This window comes from Streptomyces sp. NPDC048192, assembly GCF_043202415.1.
Taxonomy (GTDB): domain Bacteria; phylum Actinomycetota; class Actinomycetes; order Streptomycetales; family Streptomycetaceae; genus Streptomyces.
On record NZ_JBIDAL010000023.1, the window covers coordinates 1 to 21,810 of the forward strand.

Genomic DNA, 21,810 nt, shown 5'->3' on the forward strand with positions numbered 1-21,810 from the left:
TCCCTCCGGGCTGCGCCCGGAGCCAGCGAACCCCCGCGCGCAGCGCGGGGGTTGCGCTCCCGCTCCGCGTGAGCGCGAGCGGCCCGCTTCGCTCCCCGCCTCAACGAGCCTGCTCCGCAGTCTCGTTGAGGCTCCTTGCGCTGCGCTCCAGGAGCCGAGCGGCCCGCGCTGCGGGCCGCGGCCGGCCTTCCGGCCGTCCTGGTGGCTTCCGCTGCGCTCCAGCCACAGTGACGCTCCGCGTCACACGGCGTGCCACGCTTCGCGCGGCACGCCAACGGGCCTGCGGCCCGTAGCGGCAGCGAGAGGTGGGGTATGGCAGCCCGTCAGGCGGGTGGAGGGGGCAAGGGCGGGGAGACGTCCCGTACATATGGGAGCGTGACGGGTCGTCAGATGGAGGTGGGGAGCGGTACGCGGGATGGATGGCCCTGGGAGTGCTTCAAAATGAAGTCCTGGATCGATACTGGAATCAGCACGTCCCGCCGCTCGCCGATGACATCCGCGCCGCGTCACCGGAACGTCACCGCGCTGCGGTCACCTACGACAGTACGCGGTTCGGCGTGGCCGGCCGTATGCGTGGCGCCCCGTCACAGGCGGCGCGGAGGGAACGCCACGAACTGTCGCCAGGCTACCCCCCCAGCAGCTGGGCCGCGAACCACAGGACAGGCTGTGCGGGGCCACGGTGGTGGCCAACGCTCGGTCAGCAGGGTTGCTGCGCGCGCCATGAACGGCGCAGCTTGGTGAACTCCTGCTGGCGGGCGGCAGGAGGCCCTGGGGCGCTGCAGGTGGAAGTCGAGGACGTGGACGCCGTCCTGGAAGGGCTCGAATACGTGTCAAGTACCGCCTGCCGGGCGGAGAGAGCGACCACCGCCGCCCGGTAGCCGCTTGAACTCATAGTGAGGCATGTCAGCGTTTGATGCGTCCGCGGATAGCGAGGACGCCGAGGGCGAGAAGGGTGGGTTCGAGGAGGCGGGAGGTCATCTCGATGTAGGTGCCGGGTGTGGTGAGGTTCTGGCCGCTGGAGCGGAAGACGACGGAGTTGATGGCGACGCGAGTCGCCTTCTCCGCGCGGTCCCAGGTCATGCGCTGTGTCCAGCCGCCGTGCAGGGTGGGGTCGGGCGTGCTGGTGTGGAGGCTGATCTTGCTGCCGGTCAGGGTGCCGGTGGTGGCGGGATCGGGGTCGTGGGTGGGCAGTCCGAAACCCACAAGGAGCAGCACGGTCAGGGACATGGCGGCAAGCAGCCAGGTGAAGGCGCGCGAGGCGCGCAGGCCATAGCCGGACAGCAGCCAGTACCCCCACAGCAGGCGGCGTTCGCCCTTGGTGGTGCCGGTCAGGTCGTGGCGGCGCATTTCGCATTCGCCGTAGTAGAAGTCGGCGGCGCCGGGCTCGTTCTTGCCGTCCTCGAACGCTTTGCGCAGCTGTCGGTACAGCGCGGCAACGTCTTCCGGGTCGGGCGTGCGGGCGGGGTCGGGGTGGTGCGGTCCGGGGTGCCACAGACGGGGATCCGGTGCCGCGCCTGCGGGAGGAACGGGCTGGCCGGCCGTGTGGGCGCGCCAGTGGTGCTCCTCGGCAAGGACACGCCGGGGGGAGAAACGGACCGGCCGGATGCCGCGGCGGTGCCAGCCGGTGGGAGCATCGGCGAAGGTGGTGCGGCCTTCCAGGCGGATCTGGTCGAGGTGGAAGGCCCCGGAGAACAGGCAGTCGGTTAGATCGGTGTCGGTCAGCACCAGATGCGCGGCATCCACGCCCTGCACCGAGACCACCCTCACCCTTTCCGTGACGCTGGGTTGCACGCCTGGTGTGGCCAGATGGTCTTCACTCACAACCAAGTCGTTGTGGGTGAAGGGGGTGGGGTGGGTGATGACCGCCGCAGGGGCGGTCAGGACCGCGTGACTCAGGTCCACGGTCGCGTACCGCACTCGCAAGGTTGCCGTCGACTCCCACCGTGTCCGCTTACACATCACCGCCCGCGCCGCTACCTCTAACGTCACCGGCAGCATGAAAACCGCTCCGGACAACCTCACCATTCGCGCGCACACAAACGGCCCCAGCACCGACTCACCCTCGAAGCGCGCTTCGCCGAACGTGACGGTGGCGGAGAATCGCCCTCCGCCGAACCCGGCGGTGCCGGAAAACCGCGCCCGATCGAACGTGGCAGGGCCGGAGAACTGCGCCCCGTCGAACTGGGCGGTGCCAGAGAACCGCGCCTGCTCGAACGTGGCGGTGTCGGAGAATTGGGCCTGCTCGAACGTGGCAGGGCCGGAGAACTGCGCCCCGTCGAACTGGGCAGGGCCGGAGAACCGCGCCCACTTAAACCAGGCGGTACCAGAGAACTGGGCCCGCAGGAACCGGGCAGGGCCGGAGAATTGGGCCTGCTCGAACTCGGCAGGGCCGGAGAACTGCGCCTGCCCGAACCCGGCGATGTCGGAGAACTGCGTCCGCTCGAACATAGCGCTGTCGAAGAACCGCGCCTTGCCGAACCGAGCGGCACTGAAGAAGTGCGCCTGCTCGAACGTGGCGGTGTCGGAGAAGTGCGCCTGCTCGAAGCTGGCGGGGCCGGAGAACTGCGCTAGATCGAACGCGGCGGTGTCGGAGAACTGCGCCCCGTCGAATGTGGCGAATCCGGAGAACAGCGTCCTGGCGAACCAAGCGACGCCTAAGAACCGGGCTTGTTCGAAGTTAGCCGTGCCGATGTGGGGCGCGTTGGTTGTGGGGTCCTGGAGGGCGTTGAGGAGGGCTTCCAATAGATCGTGGGTGAAGGGGGTGCCGCGGTGGTCGATGTCGGCGCCGGGGGCCAGGCCGGTCAGGTAGGCGGTGCGGTCGGTGTCGGCGAGGTGGGCCAGGCAGGCGGTGTGGCCGGGAACGTGGATGCCCGTGCAGCCGACCGGATCGGTGGCCGGGTCCGCACCGTGCCCGCAGTACAGCCAGGAAGGCGGTGAGGGTGTGCTCATGGTCAGGCGGCTCCACAGAAGTGTGTCGTGACTCCGGAAAGGACGCTCTGCAGGCCGGGGCCGGTTCAGGGCCGGCCGGCACTCGGCAGCATCGCCGTCGAGTCCCAGCACGACCGGGCACGGCAGCTCATTCTGTATGTGCCTGACGGCCGGCACTCCCATGGCGGAGAGCGGGGCGGGCGGTATCGGCGTCATGCGAGGCGGCTGAAGGCCCAGCGCAGCAGGTCCTGGTCGACGCGGGCACGTCCCGTACGGGCCAGGGCGGTACGAGCGTGAGCGGTCAGCTGTGCCCACGCGCGGAAGTTGCCGTGCGCGGCATGCTGGTCGGCGAACGTGATGTCATCGGGGTCGGCGGCGGCCCAGACCGGATGGAACAGCGGGATCACCTCCAGTACCTCCTGCGGAGTGAGGCGGGTGAACTGCTGCCAGATGAAGACCCGGGAGGACAGCATCGGTTCACGGCGCAGCACGGTGTGGCAGCCCGCGCCGCCGACAAAGATGATCGCGAGCTGGGTTGCGGGTTCATCCCACAGGTAGCGGAAGTACTCGAACGCCTCCCCGTTGAGCCACTGGGCTTCGTCCACGAGGAACGTGCGGGGCCGCTCGGCCAGGGCGGTCTTCAGCAGACGGTCGAACTCGCTGGGATGGCGCGGTGGTTCGCCCGCCAGGTCGAGCGCGGTGAACAGTTCGTAGCGCACCGCGCGGGCCGTGGGCCGGGCCCGGAAGGTGATCTTGCGGACGTCCTCGTGCGGTTCGAGCTCGCGCAGGCAGATGTTGACGGCGAGGGTCTTGCCGAAGCCGGCGCCGCCGTGGATGCACATCATGGCGCGGGCGGCGACGGTGTCGGTGATGTTCTCCCGAGCGGTGAGCAGGGCTCGGGTGGTGACCACGGAGGCATCGGGCAGGTCGACGTACTGGTAGGTGGCCGCGGTCACGAGGCGCCTTGGTCTTCAGCAGGGTCTGTGGCGCGTCCGGGCGGACCGTCGGGAACGGGTTCGGGCTGGAGCAGAACAGGACGGTCCGGCGTGGTTCGGGTGGCGAGGGAGGGCGGGGTGCGCCAGTCGGCCGGGGGCGCGGCGGGCGGGATGAGGTCCGGCAGCGCCAGATCCGACAGGTCGGTGTCGGCGGCCTGGGCGAGTTCGGCCTGGGCCTGCACGGTGGTCAGCGCCCCAAGCCGCTGGGGCGCCTCGGGCTGGTTCACAGCGGCGTAGCGCTCACGCTGGGAAGCCTCCAGGTCCTTCTTCAGACGACGGGCGCGAGCGGCCCGTGCCCGCCGTACGGCGCTGACCTGTTCCTCGGTCGCCTGGTCGGCCAGGTCCGCGGGACCGAGGTAGCGGCCGGTGGCCGCGTGGTAGACCTCGATGCGGTGGTCGTGATGGGGCATGAAGCGGATGCGGACCTGGATGCCGGCCTGGCCGGTCATCCACGGGCCCACGTAGTCGCGTTTCCTGAAGCGGATGCCGCGGGTGGTCAGCGTGCGGGTGCCGGCATCCTCCAGGGTGAACGTCCACAGATCCGTCGCAGGCACGTCCCGCAGCGGGGTGGGATCGTCCTGCCACGCCTCAAGCGGGGTCCTGCCTCGCAACGGCGCTGGGCGGTGCTCGGTGTTCCACCACGAAGTCCAGGCCAGCAGCCGGGCGGTGAAGTCCTCGAAGCCGAGCAGCACTTCGTCCTTCGGGCGGGAAGCCCGCTTGCCGGGGCGCGGCTGGCGGGCATAGCCGGGCAGCGCGGCCAGGAACATGCTCTCCACCGCCCGGTTCAGGCCCTCCACGGTGCCCTTGAGGTGGGGGGTGTAGGCGGGCAGGTCCTCCACGGTTACGTCCAACAGATCGAACGCGGCGGTCACCGTTCTGGACAGGAAGTCCTTGCCGCGGTCGACACGTACCTTCTCGGGCAGGCCGCCGAACGGGCCGTAGGGGTCCTCGCGCAGGACCGCGGAGCGCAGTGCGGCCAGCACGGACTCCCGCGATGGATCGCCCGGCGTGACGGCCATCCCCGTGATCGCGTTCGTCGCGCAGTCGGTGAACCAGGTGATCCACGGCCTGCGGGCCTTGCCGTCGACATCGACCAGCACCGGCGCCTGCATGTGGTCGCTCTCCCACACTTGGTTACGCCAGGGACGCGGCCGGGCGAGGAACACATCATGCTTGCGCGCCGCCCGCTCCCCACCCGCGAGCCCGGCCCGCTCCCCCGGCGTCAGATCACGGCGGATCGCCCGGTGCAGCGTCGTCAGCGACGGCGCGTCTGTCGGCGAAGACTGCCTGGCAGCGCGGAGGACCAGCTGGCGATGAACCGCCCGCCCGTTCCCCTTCCACAGCGCCAACAGCCCACGGACTTCAGGCGTGATCGTGAATCTCGTCTTGGCCGGGGCCCGTGCGCCGGGCTCATCCGCCGCCCGTTCGTCGCGGCTGGCTTCAGCCAGCCACCGCCACACGGTGCGCTCCGACACTCCCAGCGCATCCGCCGCCACCCGGACATGGCCGGTCGCCAGTTCGCCCCGCACCCGCAGAGCGAGCAGCCGGCGCACCGCCACACCGCGCAGCGCGACACGCGACGCCTCCGGAAGCCCTCCCCGCGCGGCACCGGCCGCACCACCGTCTTTCATCTGCCCCTCCTCTGCGCCCATCCACTCAGGCCGGAGGGCTCAGACGCCTAAACAGACGCCGCAGCAGCGCCCGGTCCACCGTCGCGTCCGGCACGGTCAGCAGCGCGTTCTGCAGATGCGTCGTCAAGGCAGCCCAGGTACGGAAGACACCGTGCGTGCACGACTGGTCGATCCACGCCACCTCCCCGTCAGTTACGCCGGCCCACAGCGGATGAAAGGCCGACACCGTCGCGCCCACCTCGCCCGCGGCAAGACGCCCCACCTCCTGCCACGCGCAGATCCGCGACGCCAGCTGCGGCAGACGCGCCACCGCGCGCTCGCTGCCCGCCCCGCACAGCACCAGCGCCATCCGCGCCTGCGGGTGGTCCCACAACGACTGCAGATACTCCAGGCACGGCACCGGCAATCGCTGCGCCTCATCCACCACCAGCACCCGAGCCTGGCCCAGGGCGCCGATGATCCGCTCATCGGCCTCGGCCGAACGGTGCGGAAACCGGCCCGCCAACGTCAGAGCCTCGAACACCGCCCGCCGCAGTTCCGACACCGACGGGCGCACCGGCACCCGCACCCACGACACGCTCCAGCCCACCGGCGGATCCGACAGCGCCATCCGCAGCGCCACCGTCTTGCCCCGCCCCGCATCCCCGAACACACACGCAGCGCCCTCAGCCGCCATCGCCTGCCCCACCGCCTCGGCCACCGCACGCACCGACGCCGTATGCACCGCCTGAGCACCCGCCGGCAACACCACGCCCGGCGCCTGCGCCACCGGCGCTGCCTCCCGCGAGGACATCAGCTCAGCCGGACCAGCCCCGCCACCAGCAGACAGCGCGCCGGCGCCGGCACCCGCGACCACGAGATCCGCCAGAGCCTGCCGGGTCTCCCGCTCAACCCGCTCCCGGCGCACCACGGCACGCTCCGGCAACACCCGTCCCGCGGCCAGCTCCCGCTGCACGGCCCGGTACACAGAAGCCAGCGACACCCCCGCATCCCCGTCCCCGCAATCCTTCAAATACCGGTACAGGACAGACACATTGCCGCCCGCCTGCGCCAGCACCTCCCACGCCTCCTCCGCAACTCGAACCGGGCACGCCTGCGACGCTCCACCCGGCCCTCACTGCGCGCCGCCTGAACCCACCGCCACACAGTCCTCGAATGCACCCCCGCCAACCGCGCCCCCGCCCGCACATGCGCGGACGTCAAACCACCAGCCGCATCCAGCTGAAGCAACCGCCCCACCAACACCGGCCGGGAAACCGATACCAGTCCCTCAAGCTCCCACTCCCCCACCCAGTCCTCCCCGGCCGCACCCACCGACAGAAGACCACCGTGAACCCACCCGCCCCGCAAAAAGATCAGAAGTACCGTTCCCGTGACAGCGGCACGAAGCAGGGTGTAACGCCCCATGGCAGTCGCTACGGCACCGGACACCACCCCACGTCAACGACCCCAGCCATCCTCAGCACCCCACCAGCGAAAACCCCCCGACCTGACACCCTGTCACTGACACCCACCCGCTGACACCAAACCGGCACATCGCAGTCCGACGGCCTCAGCACCGCTTCTGACTCGGATATCAGCAGCGAGGCCCCTGCGACGGCGTCGGGGACGGGGGACGTGACCGACAGCGAGGTGTTCCCGGCCCTGCTGGCCGCATCCGCCGATCCGAGCGGGCTGCGCCTGCTGCCTCCCGCGCCACATCACGAGCAGGAGGATCCCCGGAGAGGACCTCGCCACAGACCCGCCACACGAAGAACCGCATCTTCCGGCCTCTGCGGTCCCAGGAGCGGACAACGCCGGGGGCACGGCGGCCGACGAAGCACACGACCTGCATGCACCGGAGATCCGCGTCCTGGGACCAGTCGAGGTGGACGGCGTGGCCAGCACCGGACACGGCCCACGCATCGCCCAGCTCGCGGCGTTGATCTATTTCCGTCCCGGCCGCAACGCCGATGCGCTGTGCTCCGACATGGACCCGCTCAACCCCTGGTCACCGGCCACCCTGAACGCACGGCTGCGGGGCCTGCGCCGCGCCCTGGGCAACGACCCGGCCGGCAGCCCTTACGTGCCACGCCGCCGCACCGGCGACGACCCCTACCGCCTCTCCCCCGCCCTCCGCTGCGACTGGACCAGGTTCCTCCAGCTCGCCGAGCGCGCACTGCCCCACGGACCGGCCGGCCTCCCGGACTTGGAGAAGGCCCTCGGCCTGGTACGAGGCCGGCCGTTCGGCTCCAGGCCCCTGCCCTGGGCCGAACCCCTCCAGCAAGAAATGATCACCAGGATCATCGACATCGCACACACCATCGCCACCTACCGCACCCCGGCCGGCCCCCACCACAACCTCAACGCAGCACGCCCAGCCATCGCAATCGGCCTCGACGCCGACTTTAGTTCCGAGCTGCTCTACAGGGCGTGGTTGAGGGTAGAGCACGCCGCCGGGAACCGCTCCGGCCTGCACACCGCCATCGCCCGCATCCAACAGGTCAACAGGTCACTGGATGCATCCCTGGAACCAGAGACGGAACAGCTGATCAACGAACTCCTGCATCACCATGACCCGGCCATGCGCCTTGTAGGATCCGCGACTTCGTTAGCAACGAAGGCGACTCATTAGCAGTGGATTAGCAAAATCCACGACTGCCTTAGCAACGACTACGGTCAGTAGCAGTCCACTGACGGCACTTCCGGTCTTTGCCCCGTCGGGGCCTCCCCGGACCCTACGGTCCACGTATGGCGGTACAAAGCGCGGACAAGGCCCGCCGTGTACGCGAGGTGTCCACGGTGTCGATCCGGTACGAGGACAAGTCGGTGCGCGACGTCCCCTTCGCTCAGCTGCGGTTGGCGGACTTTGAAGGGTCGGTACCGTGGCGACGGGTCCGTTCGGTACACGGGCAGGCCCACTACTCAGGCAGTTACGCGTCGGCGACGACGGGCGGTCACGTGGTCTATGAGAGCCGTCTGGAGCTGGCCCGTTTGCTGTTGGCAGACTTCGATCCAGCGGTACGGGGGATTTTTGCCCAGCCGTGCCGGCTGGTGGCGCGGATCGGTAACCGAGCGCGGTGTCACGTCCCGGACTTTCTGCTGGTCATGGGATCGGGCACGGTGCGGGTGGTCAAGGTCAGGTCGACGGACCGCGTGCAGGATCCGAAGATTGCGGAGGCTCTGGCCTGGCCGGGCGAGCTGGTCGAGGGACACGGCTGGGTGTACGAGATTTGGTCCGGTGCCGATCGGGTGCTGCTGGAGAACGTGCGGTTCTTGGCCGCCTACCGGCGCCGCGGTGTGGTGCCCGAGGCCGAGGTGGAGCGGGCCTGGCAGCACGTCGCGGACGGCGATCAGATGGCGGTTGTCGAGCAGCGGCTGGCTGGCGACCGGCCTGCTCACGAGGCCCGTCCGGCGTTGATGGCGTTGTTGTGGTCCGGGCGCCTGACCACGGACCTGTCCCGCCCGCTGTCGGGGAATTCGGTGCTGTGGAGGTGCTCGTGACTGGGTGGACGACGACGCTGCGGCCGGGGCTAGCGGTCAGCTTCGACGGCGAGTACTTCACCGTCGCAGAGATCGACGGGCGCCGGATCATGCTTCAGCAGGCTGCGGTCGCCGGAGTGCCGAAGTGGCGGCAGGTCGACGTCTCCGTCCTGCTCTCGCATCCCACTACGCAGATCCTGGTCGAGGCGCCGGAGGAGGAGACGGCGGCTGCGGCGGTGCTGGGCGGCCTGGAGGCGGACGAGGACGACGCGCTGACGGCGAAGTACCGGCACGTTCAGGAAGTCCTCACCGGCTACCGGCTCGGGCACGCGGAGCTCGCTTTGGAAGGTGAGCCACGTCCGGACTACGCGCCGGGAGTGCCGATGATGCACCGCCATGCGGCCAAGGCCGCCGAGCTCGGTGTCTGCGAGAGCACAGTCCGGAACTGGGTGAGGCAGGTCAAACGCTCCGGCCCGGCCGGACTAGTGAGTGAGCGCCCCGTGCGGAACGTGCTGGATCGGGCAGATCCGCGCTGGGTGGATGCTGCGCGGGCGGTGCTGAAGGAGCATGTGAAGTCCAGCCGGCCGGTCCGGAATCTGATCCTGCTCGAGATCGAGGAGCGTCTCGCCGAGGCCCACGGCCGTGGCGCGGTCCCGATCCCGGCCCGCACGACGGGCTACGAACTGCTGCGGGAGCTGAGCAAGGGCACGAACGCGTTCGAGGGCAGCACGAAGGGCAAGCGGTCCATCGCGAACCGCCCGCAAGGGGTCTACGGCAGGCTGCGGGCCACAAGGCCGGGCGAGTACGTGGTACTGGACACCAACCGGCTGGACGTGTTCGCGATGGAGCCAGTGACCTGCCGCTGGGTGCAGTGCGAACTCACCGTTGCGATGGACCTCTACAGCAAGGTCATCACCGGGCTGCGGCTCACCCCGGTGTCGACGAAGTCGGTGGACGTGGCCGGGGTGCTGTTCGAGACGGTCCGCCCGCGCGGGACGCCAGCGAGCGTGGGTGAGGTACTGCCGTACTGCGGGGTGCCGTCCACGGTGGTGGTGGACGCGGAGAAGCTGGTCGACCGGGGCGGCCGGCCGCTGCTGCCTGCTGTTGCCGCGGAGACGATCATCTTCGATCACGGCAAGGTCTACCTGTCGAACCACATCCAGAGCGTGTGCGCGAAGCTGGACATCTCGCTGCAACCGGCCCGCCCATACACGCCGACCGACAAGCCGGTGGAACGCTGGTTCAAGACCCTGAGCGAGGGCCTGCTTGCGGCCCTGCCCGGCTACAAGGGCTCCGACGTGCACAGCCGCGGCGAGAAGGTCGAGGAGGAGGCGTTCTTCTTCCTGGACGAACTCGAGGCGATCATCCGCGAGTGGATCAGCCGGATCTACCACCGACGCCACCACCGCGGACTCACCATCCCGGAGGTCCCGGGGCTGCAGCTGAGCCCGCTGGAAATGTTCGAGCACGGCGTCACCCGGGCCGGCCCGCTGCGGATTCCGGCCCGGCCGCATCTGGCATTGGAGTTCCTTGAGGAGGTCCGCACGACCATCCAGCACTACGGGGTGCAGATCGACGGACTGCGCTACAACGGGGAGGCCCTCAACAACTACCGCAACCGGCCCAGTTCGTATGCCGGGGCAGACGCGGGCAAGTGGCCGATCGCGGTGGACCGCGGCGACATCACCAGGGTCTACTTCCAAGACCCCAAGGACCGCCGATGGCATCTGCTGGTCTGGGAGCACGCCGCCGCGCTGAACGGCCCGGTCAGCCGTGAGGCGATGGTCTACGCCCGCCGGCTCGCGGCCAGGACTCACCGGTTCCCCGACACCAAGCGCGCGCTGGTCGAGCTCCTTGAGCGGTGGGGAGCAGGGCTGACCGCGAACCGCGCCGAGCGGCGCATGGCAGTGCGGCTGTCGCAGGAACGGCTGCGGCTGGTCGGCGACGATGACGCGCCGCAGGACGAGGTCGCATCGCTACCCTCGGTCCGCCGCCTGGCGGCCTTGAGTACCCCGCCCGGTGACGGCACCGACCGGGATGCCGGGGCCGAGCTTCACGTGGTCCCGTCTGTGGAGGCGGATCTGGGCGGGGACGACGACGAGGATGCCGAGTGCGAGGCCCCCTTCCCCGGCGACGGCGAGGCGCCCTGCGACGAGGACGACTTCTACGCCGACGCCATGGACAGCCGGTGAGCACGCTGAGCGGGCAGGACGTCTTCGAAGGTGACGACCGGCAGTACTCCCCCACTCGCCTGGACGGCTGGCTGGAGTTCGTTAGCGGGCCTGATCGCGTCCAGCCGGAGAAACTCTCGGCAACGGAGCTGGCCGCCCTGTCTTCGAGGGCTCAGCTGCGTTACAACGACTTGCGGGCCGTTTGGCACGCCAACATCGGCCCGATCAAGACCCCGCAGCTGCTGCAGCTGTATGACGAGCTCGCCGAGATCGTCGAGTCCAACCGGCAGGACGGGGACAAGGCCAAACCCGCTGCCCTGGTGGACGCCTATCCCGGTCTGGGCAAGAGCACGGCAGTGCGGGAATATGGCCGCGATTTCCACCGCAAGCAGATCGCCCTGCGCGGCGAGACCACGCCGGACGGACACCGCCGCGTGCCGGTGATCTACATCGCCCTGAGTGGGAACACCCGCATCCGCGGGCTGAACGCGACGATCTGCCGGTTCTACGGGCTACCCACCCGCGGGGACGCCGACTCCCTCGCCGAGCGGGCCAAGGACGCGGTACTGAGCCTGAGGACGGCCGTCTTCGTGGTCGACGACATCCACTTCCTGGATGCCTCCTCCCGCGCCACCACGACGATGGCGAACCACCTGAAGTTCCTGGCCAACACCTTCCCGGTCACGATGATCTATATCGGTGTCGGCGTCCGCGAGCGAGGCATCCTCACCGAGGGCCTCTCTCCTGAGCAGGCACTCCACGCCCAGTTCGGACGCCGCACTACCGCCCTGACACTGCGACCCTTCCAGATCGAAGACGAAGCAGGACGGCACGAATGGCGGCGGCTTCTGCTGACGATCGAGCAGAAGCTGGTGCTGGCCAATAAGCATCCCGGAATGCTGGCCGATGACCTCTGCGACTATCTCCTGGCCCGCTCCAGCGGCCACTTCGCCTCGCTCATGGCGCTGATCAACCGCGGCTGCCTTCGGGCGATCCGCACCGGCCAGGAACGGCTCGACGCCGAGCTGATGGACCAGGTGAACAACGACGCCGCAGCCGAGGAGGCTCGCTTGGAACTGGTCGCCGCGATGGAGGCCGGACTGCTGACCTCCCGCCCCCGATCCCGCCTGGGCCAGAAGCGACCAGCCTGATGATCTGGACCGCCGACCGTCTTCCGATCGCGGTGATGCCGCTGCCCGGGGAAGCACTCGAGAGCTGGATCGGCGCCTATGCCCGGCGCCTCCACACCACCAACAGCGGCTTCCTGGAGACCGTCGGGCTAGTGGGGGCCCGCACCAACCAGATGGGCCTGCGGCTCACTGGTACCGAGGCCATCGCACTCCAGCGGGCCACCGGCATCCCGCTGCCGGTCCTCACCGCGATGACGCTCGAGCCCTACGACGGGCTGGCCGTGACGATCCATCCCAACCGGCGCCGACTGACCCGGCCTCCCGCCTGGAGATTCAGCGCAGCCCGCACCCGCTACTGCCCGGCGTGTCTGGATGAAAACACCGGCCGGGGCCCGGTGTTCTGGCGCCTTCCCTGGGCCTTCGCCTGCCTCACCCACCACACGCTGCTGCTCGACTTCTGCCCGGACTGCCACCGGCCGCCGCACCCGTGGAAAGCGCGCCGCCTCGGCCCACGCGGCACCGGCGCATGCACCCGCGACAGCCTGACCGGACCCCAAGGCCTCACCGGCCGCCGGCCCTGCGCAGCCGACCTGTCGCAGGCCCCGATCCTCCCCCTGTCCGAAACTGGTCTGGTGCTGCCCGCACAACAGCGCATCACCACCCTTCTCGCCAGTGAGGCTTCCGGACGGCCGGCCGCGCTGACCGAGCTCAAGCAGCTCTATGCCCTGGCCTGGCGGGCCCTGAAGGGCCTGCACACCGTCGCCGACCGGGCACCGGACATCGTACGCACCGCGCTGACCGAGTGCGGCGGAGTACTACCGCAACTGACCGACGAGGATGTTGGACACGACGCCCACAACGCGGCCCTCGGCACCACCCTGGCCCACGTGGCTCTCCACCCCGGACACCGCGACCACGGCGCGCTCTTCGACTGGATCCTCGAGGCCGACCAGTCACTCCACAAGGGCCCACGAGCCAACATCGGCACACGAGCGGGCAGATGGTCCTGGAGCGGTCCCGCACTGGTGGAACGGTCCCTGGCCAGGCTCGACCCCCAGGCCACCCTGCAGGCCCGGCTGCGCTACGCGAGCGCCAGCCCCAGGCCGCGCTGGCCCACACTGCAGGCCGACACCATCCTCCAGCGGGCGGCACTGATCCCCTCCATGCTCTGGCCGGGCTGGACCATGCGCCTGCTGCCGCGGCTGAAAGACAGGGCCAACCTGCGCGTCGGCGCCTTCCGGCGCGGCTGCAGCAGCTTCCTCCTCCTGCCCGGCGGACCGCCGGAGCTGAACTACGAACGCGTCGGCCCGCTGCTGGAAAACCACCAGATCCACACCGACCGTGACAGCGTCGAGCGACGCATCTACCGCCAGCGCGACCTGACCCCGCTGGCCTCGGCCCTCGCCCAACTCGCTTACGCCCTGGACACCCACGGCGCCCCGATCGACTACGCACGGCGCCGGGCCACCTTCACCTACGCCTCCGTCGATTTCGATCACCACGCCTTCAAACGGCTCTGCGCCCAGCACGGCTGGAGAACCGGCCAACAGCACCGCACTTCCCTGCTGCGCTGGTACCTGCTGATGCTGCTGACCGGTGAAATCCACCCCCCACCCAGCAACGCCAACACCCGATTCGCCTGGAACTGCACCGAGTTCCGTTTCCGCGCGCCTCAATCGCTTCGCTCGTTCCTACGCCAGCAGGCCGAAGACAACCTCGCACGCCACGGCATCAACGAACCCCTGACCTGGGAACCCCCAGAGCCCTGGGTGACGGGAGTGACATGGCCCGGAATCAGCCCAACAATCCTTGCCCCAAACGATGTCCGTGACCTCCTGAGCACGGTCACCTCCGTCCACGAAGCCGGCGACGCCCTCGGCCTGACCGCCGAGCACATCCGCCTCTACTGCGACCTCGTGGACATCAGCACGACCACCCCCAGTGCCGCAATCGGCAACCACTCCAACCAGCTCACGCCCGAGGCTGCCGAGGTCCGACAGGGCATTCTTGCCCCAGAAGAACTCCGTGACCTCTACGAAAACCAACTACTGGAACTCGCACACATCGCCCGGCTGGCGTTCTGCAACCCCGACACCGTCCGAGCACTGCTGATCCACGACGAAGTCCCGCTCCGCCCGCAGGCCAACCGGCTGCCACCACGTCCCGACATCACCCGCACATGGCTCCGCCGTGAGTACGTCGAAAAGCGGCGCAACATGGCCGAACTCGCCCGCGAACGCGGCGTCAGCCACTACCACCTCACCCACCTGGCCAGAGGATGGGACCTTGCGATCCGCAGCACCGAACGCCGCTACAACGCCATCGGCCACCTCGACCTGACCTGGACCCCGTCCCCAGCCATCCAGGCCGTGACCGCATCCCCCACCGCACTCGACCGACTGCAAACCATCGTCCAGGTCCCCGGCCACCCCAGCATCGCCACCGCCGCCCGGGCCATCTACGACGGACGCGACAGCGCCCTCAGACAACGCATCACAAAGATCGAAAAGGCTGCCGGATTCCAGATCATCGACCGCTCCGCCACTCCCCTCGCACCCACCCCACGCGGACACGACTTCCTCCGCGAGGCCACTGAGATCCTCCGCATCGCCGACAAGACCCGTCCGAAATCCCAGTAAGCCCCGAAACAGGGGCACCGGGAGAGGGAAACCTGACCGCTTTCGCTGCGTGACGCACGCGCAGTCTGGATCATGGGAGCGTGGAGGATTGGTCCGACTGCCTCGATCCTGACGAGTTGCGCATCCGTCTCGACGTGGCGCTGGAGGAGAACGCAGAGCTACACGAGGAGATCGCCCGGCTGAGAGCGGACAACGCCCGTCTATGCAGCCTCCTTGGCCGCGACATCCAGACCGTACCTGTCGGCATGCCGCCTGTTTCCGAGCCCATCCCGGCAGCGCCACGAGCCGAGGCCGGTGGGCTGCCCTATGCGGACGCCTCCTCCAGCGCCGAGGCGAAGATCGCCCTGTTCAGGGCCCTGTTCGCAGGCCGCGAGGACGTCTACGCCAAGCGGTGGACAAGCGCCAAGTCCGGCAGGACCGGCTGGAGCCCGGCCGAGGACAACCCGTTCGACAAGAACAAGGCCGACGAGGACCGGGTCTTCTGGCCGCTGACCGACGAAGCCGTCTACCGCCATCTGGACCCGACCCGTCAGGGCCGCAGCGAGCTGCACATCGGGCTGTATCCGCTGCTGGCCGACGACACCTGCCGCCTGCTGGCGTGCGACTTCGACGGCAAGGACGGCAGCGACTGGCGCGCCGACGCGAGCGCGTACGTCACGGCCTGCCACGAGACGGGCGTCCCCGCCCTCCTCGAGATCTCCCGGTCCGGGAAGGGCGCGCATGTGTGGACGTTCTTCACCGCCCCCGTCGCGGCGGCCACCGCCCGCGCCCTGGGGATGGCGCTGCTGCGCCAGGCGATCGACGCCCGCGGGCAGATGGCGCTGTCCAGCTACGACCGGCTCTTTCCCGCCCAGGACTTCCTGCCGACCAAGGCCAAGGGCAGCTTCCGGTTCGGCAGCCTGATCGCACTGCCGCTGCACGGCATCTCCCGCGCCAAGGGCACCACCGTCTTCGTAGACCCCGACACCTGGCAGCCCTACCCCGACCAGTTCGCCCACCTCGCAGGCACCGAGAGACTGTCCCCGGCCGACGTCGACGTGCTCGTCGACAAGCTCGGCCCGGTCAAGGCCGGCCCGTCCCCGACCGCCCCGGAGCTGGGGCCCAAGCCCCGCCGCAAGGCCCTCGGCAAAGCGCCCGCGCGCGTTCAGGCCCGGCTCTCGGCGATGCTGGCGATCTCCACGACCGGGCTGCCGCCGCAACTACTGGCCGCGCTCAAGCACGCGGCGTCGTTCCACAACCCGGAGTTCTACCGCAAACAGAACCAGCGCTTCTCCACCTGGGCCACCCCGCGTCTCGTCTGCTGTTTCGACGCATCCGACCCCGACTGGCTGGGGCTGCCCCGCGGCCTGGTCGACGAAGCCGCCCAGCTCATCGCCGCCGCCGGCGGTACCCTCGACGTCACCAGCGAACTGCCCGAACCCCCCGCGATCACCGCCCACTTCACAGGCCAGCTGACCACCACCCAGCGCACCGCCGTCGAGGCGATGGGCGGCCACCCGGCGGGCATCCTGGTCGCGCCGCCCGGCTCCGGCAAGACCGTCATGGCCTGCGCCCTGATCGCCCACCACCACACCCCCACCGCAGTGATCGTCAACCGGGCAGAACTGCTGACTCAGTGGCATGAGCGTCTGGCCGCCTTCCTCGACCTCGACGACGGCCGCGTCGGCTCGCTCGGCGGAGGCAAGGACCGCCGCGGCCACACCGTCGACTTGATCATGCTGCAAACCCTGTCCCACCGCGACGCCCCCGACGACCTACTCGACGGCTACGGACTGGTCATCGTGGATGAGTGCCATGCCGTCGGCGCACCCGGCGCCGAGGCGGCGATCCGCCGAGCGAAGGCACCGCGCTTCATCGGGCTGTCCGCCACCCCCTACCGGGCGGACCAGATGGACCCGGTGATCACGATGCAGTGCGGCCCGATCCGCCACGAAATCGACGACACCACCACCTTCGCCAAGCACCTCATCGTGCACCCCACGACCTTCACCACCGACGAGCCAGGCACCGACGGCGCCTCCATCCAAGCCATCTACAACGAACTCGCCCACCACGACGCCCGCAACCAGCTGATCGCCGCAGACATCGCCGACGCCGCCCGACGCGGCCGCTGCAGCCTAGCCCTGACCAACCGCGTCGAACACCTCCACCAGCTCACCGAAGCCCTCCAACCGCACGGCATCACCCCGCTGATCCTGCACGGCGGCGTGCCGCCGGCCGAACGCGCCCGAGTCCGCTCTGCCCTGTCCCAGGAGCACGACGAACCGCTGGTACTCCTGGCGATCGACAAACTCGCCGGCGAAGGCTTCGACGCACCACGCCTCGACACCCTCTTCCTGACCAGCCCCATCTCGTTCAAGGGACGCGTCATCCAGCAGGTCGGCCGAATCATGCGCAACACCGAAGCCAAAAAATCCCACGTCGAGGCCCACGACTACCTCGACACCGACGTCCCCCTCCTGGAACGCATGCACCACAAACGCCGCCGCATCCTCCAACGCCGCGGCTTCACCACCACCACTCCACAGAACCTGCCACCCACGCCGCCCCAGACGCCTGTCCCCACCGCCCGACGGCCCCGGTCCGTGGCCCCGGCGCCGAACGTAGCCGAGGTACGGGCCTGGGCCCGCGACCAAGGCATGGACGTACCACCACGCGGCAGACTCCGCGCACAGATCTGGAACGCCTGGCACGCCACCCACCCCGCCACCAGCGGACAGGACACCCGCCCCACCACATAGCCGCCGACGATCACCAAGCCAACCGATACCTCACTCGCTGTCACCGCCTCGGCCGAGGAGGAGCCACCGATTGCTCACCATCTACCAACACCGCCGCTGCTCACCACGCCCGGATTCCCGCATATCCGCACGACCCAGTGCCAACGAAGCCGCGGACCCTACAGCAATGCAAGATCCGCAACTCCGTGAGTCCGTGAGTCCGTGAGTCCGTGAGTCCGTTGATCGTAAGCACGGTCCGAACAAATCCGGACGGTCAGCAGTGTGACGGTCCGCAACGGCATCTTACGGTCCTGGTGCTCTGCCGAGCCCGGGGCCCAGCCGACGGCGTCTTGGGCCCACACCGCAGTGAAGGCCCGGCGGATGCCGGGCCTTCACGTTTGAGTAGCGGGGACAGGATTTGAACCTGCGACCTCTGGGTTATGAGCCCAGCGAGCTACCGAGCTGCTCCACCCCGCGACGGTACGGTGAACTGTACGGCACCGACCCGCATCGGCCCAATCGACTTTCACCGGCACTCGGACCGAGCCCGATTGCTCATCACCGACCTGCATGGCGCAGCTCAGCCAGTCCGGATCCTACATCCCAGACGGCGTAGGCGAGCAGTTCACGCAGGGCCGCCACGTCGGAGGCGGGCAGCCGGCTGCGCCACTCGGTGCCAGTCATTCACGCACGGTTGGCAGCCGGGGCCTGCCAACGGCCACCAGGATGGACTGCAGCCATCACAGGTGTGGCTGTCCATCGCTGCCGCCAGGCCGCGAGCCGCCGCCCGCACCGCGGGATCCCCATCGCCGGCCGCTACACCCACCATGCCGCTGCCACCAAGCAGGGCTTGGTCAGCTGCGTACTGCAACTGACCTGCGCAGAATTGCCGTGTCCCAGGATCGCCTGCAACAGTGCGATCACTGCGGGCCGGGCCGTGACCGAATCGGTCACAGCCAGATCCCACAGGAACGGAACCGCCGCCACGGTCGCGTCGAAGACCGCCAGCTCACCCAGCCACAAACCGAGATCACTCAGCGCGTCAGCGCTCGCCCTGGCGTCGCCCCACGCCACCCTCGACAGCCGGCCCGGAACGTCCTGCGCGGGTCCGTAGGCATGCGTCAGCTCGCCCCACCGCACCCGGTTCGTCCCCTTCAAAAGCGTCCCCACCAAACACCCCCGTCCCCCGCCCCGACGCCCGCCCCAAGCAAGCCTCTCCCGCCGACCGCGCGGCTAGCCCGACACGCAGGGCGGCACGCCGAGCAGCTGTTCACGGCCGCCGGCACCGAGGATGCCGGCCTGTGTCCCGCCGGCCGCGGCATCGCTGCGTGGCGCTGTTTGTCGATTGGTCCCGCTCCTCACTCTGCCAGGCCGCAGAGGGCCTGCCCGTGGGACGGCGCGAAGGCGCGGATCTTGGTGGTCTCCGCGTCCGCACGCCACCAGGGTGCCGTTGGCTGGTGGCAGGCCGGTGAGCGGACGGTGGACGACTCCGGGGCGGGTGGAGGCCTGGACGAGGCCCTCGTGGGTGGCCCACACCTGTTCCCCGGCGGTGCCCCCATGCAGCGCTTCCTGGTAGGTGCAGCCGCCCGCTCCGCGGCGCAACGGCCGGCCCTGCGGGGTGAGCGGCGGGCAGAAGGCGTGCCGCTGGGCTTGGGGCAGTTCGAGGGGAGCGTCGAGCAGCACCCGGTGCGCCAGGGTTTCGATGTCGGCCGAGTCCGGCTCTCGCGGGCGGGTGGTCGCGGGCCACGGCCCGTACCCGGCTGCGCGATGCCCCGTGCCGATGCGAATCGGCCCCGGGGCCCGACCACGGCCCCGCTCCCCCGCATCCCTACCCGCGTCACGCGAGGCAACCGCGGCCACCAGTACGGCGGGCAGACATGCCCGGCTTCGACCCGGCGCCAGCCCGGCACCGTTGTCACGGACCCCGAGCCTGCGTCGCCGGACACCCCGCAGATCAGTTACAACCACGCTCGGCGCCCCCGGGCGGGTGAACCACACGAAGGGCCCACCACGCCCCGCAGCACAGCGTAGGGATCAGTCAAGACCCGACCACCTGGGCAAGGTTGTCCATCTCGTTCGCCCGCCCGGCGGCCAGCCGGCCGGTCCATTCCTCGTCGTGCATGGTGTCGGCCGTCATGGTCACGTGCGTTGCACCGTCGGCGGTCGCACGCAGCTCGACTTCGGTGAGGAACTCGTATGGCTCGACGCCGGGGATGAAGTCGGCGAGTGTGGTGTAGGCCAGACGCCGGGTGGGCTCGACTTCGGTGAAGGTCTTGTGCGAGGTCGAACTCAGCGGCAGGCCCGCGTTCTGCATGAACGCCACCTGCTCGGGGCCGGTCGCGGTCATCGTGTAGGTCAGGGTGCCGCCTGCGCGCAGGTCCAGGGCGGTGACGTGCACAGTGAACCCCTGCGGCGCCCACCAGGCCTCGATGCCGGCCTCGGTGGTCCACAGCTCCCAGATCTTCTCCGGCGCGGCGGCGTAGGTACGCTCGAGCTGGATCTTCTGCATGGTCATGATCTCTCCTGGTTTCCCGCATCGGATGGACAACTTCGAAGAGTTGGACGTCGGCCGGAGCGATCTGTCATCGGTACCGGTCGGCGGCGCGTTCGGCCGGCAGCCTGAGCGGCAGACCGAACGCGGCGACCAGGTGGGCCTCGAACGTGGTGATCTCCGCAATGCGTCCGGCCTCGATACGCAGCACGTCGACCATCTGCGCCCGGTACACCGAGGTCCCCGGCCGTTGCACGTACCCGGCGACGGCCGGCTGTCCATTCGCCCGGAGGGGCAGGTGCCGCCAGCGGCCGAAGTACCCCGGCGAGTCCGCGTCGAATACCCGTCCGAGCTGTTGCAGCAGCGCATCCCGGCCGGCGAACCAGACCGGATTGGGCGGCATGGTCACCACCACGTCGACGCTGAGCAGGTCGGCCATCATCGACACGTCCGCGCGTTCGGCCGCGGCCATGTAGCGGCGCACGATGTCGTGCTCCTGCCGACTGTGCGGCCCGGCCGCCCAGTGGGTCCGCCGCTCAGGCAGCCGCTCGCGCAGCGTCTGCCGGGCCCGCTGCAAGGCGCTGTTGGACGCGGCGACGCTCATGTCCATCAGCGCCGCCACCTCCTTTGCGGGGCGGCCCAGCACATCACGGAAGATCAACACCGCGCGCTGGCGGGGCGGCAGATGCTGCAGCGCGGCAAGGAAGACCAGTTCCATGGTCTCCCGCGACACAGCGGCGGTCTCCGGCTGCTCACCGTCGGCCGACAGCTCCTCGAGCAGGTGGTCCGGATAGGGCTGCAACCAGGGCAGACGGTCAGGCGGGGTGCTGCTACCGGACTCGATGCCGGGGACCGGCTCGTAGCGCCGGGGACGGCGGCCCGTGCGGCGCAGGTGGTCGATGCAGGCGTTGGTGGCGATCCGGTACAACCACGTCCTAGGCGCCGCCCGGCCCTCGAAACCGGACCGCTCCCGCCAAGCCTTGAGCAGGGTCTCCTGCACCAGGTCCTCCGCGTCGTCATAAGAGCCGACCATGCGGTAGCAGTGCAGGTGCAGCCATTTGCGGTGAGGCTCGACCAGTGCGGCGAAGCCGGCCTCGTCGCCGGAGTCCGGCGCCCGCTGCGCAGTTTTCGTCACGGCGACGTCCGTGACGTTATAGGCCAGCCGCCGCAGCCTGCGTACCGCCACGGCCAGGGCCTCAGCGTCCGAGCGGAAAGCATCGGCAGGCTCCAGGACCAGGGACTTCACCCGCCGCTCGATATCCGCAAGGACATCGGCCGCCGGCTGGTCGACCGCGGTGCGCCGATGACGGTAGGCGCGTTGACGGCACGACGCCGAACAGTAAACGCGAGTCCGGCCACGGCCGCGATCCGGCAACGGGACGCCGCAGACCCGGCAACTCCGTCCACTCACAAACGACTCCAGTCATTCATCACGGGGGTGCGGCGTTACGAAAGAGCTTAGATACCACACGCCGTCGCCCATCCGGCTTCGACAACGATTGATCACATCAGACCCGAGGTTCCCAAGGGTGGAAGGCTCCCGCGGCCCGATGGCCTCCCGCCCCCTCGCACTGCGTGCCCCCGGCCGGGATCCGCCCGCGTCGGCCGGCCAAGGCAGCCGCGGTGGCCCAGCACGGCCGAAG

The 21,810-nt window shown here is 69.5% G+C and carries 13 protein-coding genes, 1 tRNA gene and 1 pseudogene; 6 read left to right on the top strand and 9 right to left on the bottom strand.

The genetic code is table 11. The annotated features are described in order from the left end of the window. Positions 1–903 precede the first annotated feature (903 nt). From ACGFZN_RS35640 to ACGFZN_RS35655, 4 genes are all read right to left on the bottom strand, one after another. Positions 904–2,949 (bottom strand): pentapeptide repeat-containing protein, encoded by a 2,046-nt coding sequence (locus ACGFZN_RS35640; RefSeq protein ID WP_393862614.1) that lies wholly within the window; start codon positions 2,947–2,949, stop codon positions 904–906. 191 nt (positions 2,950–3,140) lie between these two features. After that, a complete protein-coding gene (locus ACGFZN_RS35645) occupies positions 3,141–3,884 on the bottom strand; it encodes an AAA family ATPase (protein WP_393862615.1) in 744 nt (247 codons plus the stop codon). Next, entirely contained in the window at positions 3,881–5,476 is a 1,596-nt protein-coding gene (locus ACGFZN_RS35650) for a Mu transposase C-terminal domain-containing protein (protein WP_393862727.1), read from the bottom strand. The genes ACGFZN_RS35645 and ACGFZN_RS35650 overlap by 4 nt, the downstream gene beginning before the upstream one ends. A gap of 103 nt (positions 5,477–5,579) precedes the next feature. After that, a complete protein-coding gene (locus ACGFZN_RS35655) occupies positions 5,580–6,611 on the bottom strand; it encodes an AAA family ATPase (RefSeq protein ID WP_393862616.1) in 1,032 nt (343 codons plus the stop codon). A gap of 563 nt (positions 6,612–7,174) precedes the next feature. Here ACGFZN_RS35655 and ACGFZN_RS35660 point away from each other — a divergent pair. The 6 genes and pseudogenes from ACGFZN_RS35660 to ACGFZN_RS35685 all read left to right on the top strand — a co-directional run. Then, a pseudogene (locus ACGFZN_RS35660) lies at positions 7,175–8,168 on the top strand (hypothetical protein); the annotation flags it as partial. A 116-nt stretch (positions 8,169–8,284) separates the two neighbouring features. Further along, positions 8,285–9,037, top strand: a complete 753-nt coding sequence (locus ACGFZN_RS35665; RefSeq protein ID WP_393862617.1) for a TnsA-like heteromeric transposase endonuclease subunit — start codon at positions 8,285–8,287, stop codon at positions 9,035–9,037. Continuing rightward, entirely contained in the window at positions 9,034–11,208 is a 2,175-nt protein-coding gene (locus ACGFZN_RS35670; protein WP_393862618.1) for a Mu transposase C-terminal domain-containing protein, read from the top strand. The genes ACGFZN_RS35665 and ACGFZN_RS35670 overlap by 4 nt, the downstream gene beginning before the upstream one ends. After that, positions 11,205–12,338, top strand: a complete 1,134-nt coding sequence (locus ACGFZN_RS35675) for an ATP-binding protein (protein WP_393862619.1) — start codon at positions 11,205–11,207, stop codon at positions 12,336–12,338. The genes ACGFZN_RS35670 and ACGFZN_RS35675 overlap by 4 nt, the downstream gene beginning before the upstream one ends. Next, positions 12,338–14,956 carry a TniQ family protein gene (locus ACGFZN_RS35680; RefSeq protein WP_393862620.1) on the top strand — a complete coding sequence of 873 codons (2,619 nt, stop codon included), beginning with the start codon at positions 12,338–12,340 and terminating at the stop codon, positions 14,954–14,956. The genes ACGFZN_RS35675 and ACGFZN_RS35680 overlap by 1 nt, the downstream gene beginning before the upstream one ends. Before the next feature lie 80 nt (positions 14,957–15,036). Beyond that, the gene (locus ACGFZN_RS35685) at positions 15,037–17,697 is read left to right on the top strand and encodes a DEAD/DEAH box helicase family protein (RefSeq protein WP_393862621.1); all 2,661 of its coding nucleotides are present in this window, start codon (positions 15,037–15,039) and stop codon (positions 17,695–17,697) included. Between the two features lie 382 nt (positions 17,698–18,079). On the opposite strand, the gene ACGFZN_RS35690 is transcribed toward ACGFZN_RS35685, so the two are convergent. The 5 genes from ACGFZN_RS35690 to ACGFZN_RS35710 form a co-directional block, all read right to left on the bottom strand. After that, a tRNA-Met gene (locus ACGFZN_RS35690) sits at positions 18,080–18,153 on the bottom strand. An 81-nt stretch (positions 18,154–18,234) separates the two neighbouring features. Continuing rightward, positions 18,235–18,360: a hypothetical protein gene (locus ACGFZN_RS35695; protein WP_393862622.1), complete on the bottom strand. Its 126-nt coding sequence runs from the start codon at positions 18,358–18,360 to the stop codon at positions 18,235–18,237. A 132-nt stretch (positions 18,361–18,492) separates the two neighbouring features. Continuing rightward, entirely contained in the window at positions 18,493–18,846 is a 354-nt protein-coding gene (locus ACGFZN_RS35700) for a hypothetical protein (RefSeq protein WP_393862623.1), read from the bottom strand. Positions 18,847–19,714: 868 nt separating this feature from the next. Next, the gene (locus ACGFZN_RS35705; protein WP_393862624.1) at positions 19,715–20,191 is read right to left on the bottom strand and encodes an SRPBCC domain-containing protein; all 477 of its coding nucleotides are present in this window, start codon (positions 20,189–20,191) and stop codon (positions 19,715–19,717) included. Between the two features lie 67 nt (positions 20,192–20,258). Continuing rightward, on the bottom strand, positions 20,259–21,413 hold the full coding sequence (locus tag ACGFZN_RS35710; protein ID WP_393862625.1) for a sigma-70 family RNA polymerase sigma factor: 1,155 nt from the start codon (positions 21,411–21,413) through the stop codon (positions 20,259–20,261). Between the last annotated feature and the right edge of the window lie 397 nt (positions 21,414–21,810).

Bases quoted from the DNA above. Each gene is read 5' to 3' on its own strand.
- ACGFZN_RS35695 (WP_393862622.1), bottom strand. From the start codon at position 18,360: ATGACTGGCACCGAGTGGCGCAGCCGGCTGCCCGCCTCCGACGTGGCG.
- ACGFZN_RS35680 (WP_393862620.1), top strand. From the start codon at position 12,338: ATGATCTGGACCGCCGACCGTCTTCCGATCGCGGTGATGCCGCTGCCC.
- ACGFZN_RS35640 (WP_393862614.1), bottom strand. From the start codon at position 2,949: ATGAGCACACCCTCACCGCCTTCCTGGCTGTACTGCGGGCACGGTGCG.
- ACGFZN_RS35705 (WP_393862624.1), bottom strand. From the start codon at position 20,191: ATGACCATGCAGAAGATCCAGCTCGAGCGTACCTACGCCGCCGCGCCG.
- ACGFZN_RS35665 (WP_393862617.1), top strand. From the start codon at position 8,285: ATGGCGGTACAAAGCGCGGACAAGGCCCGCCGTGTACGCGAGGTGTCC.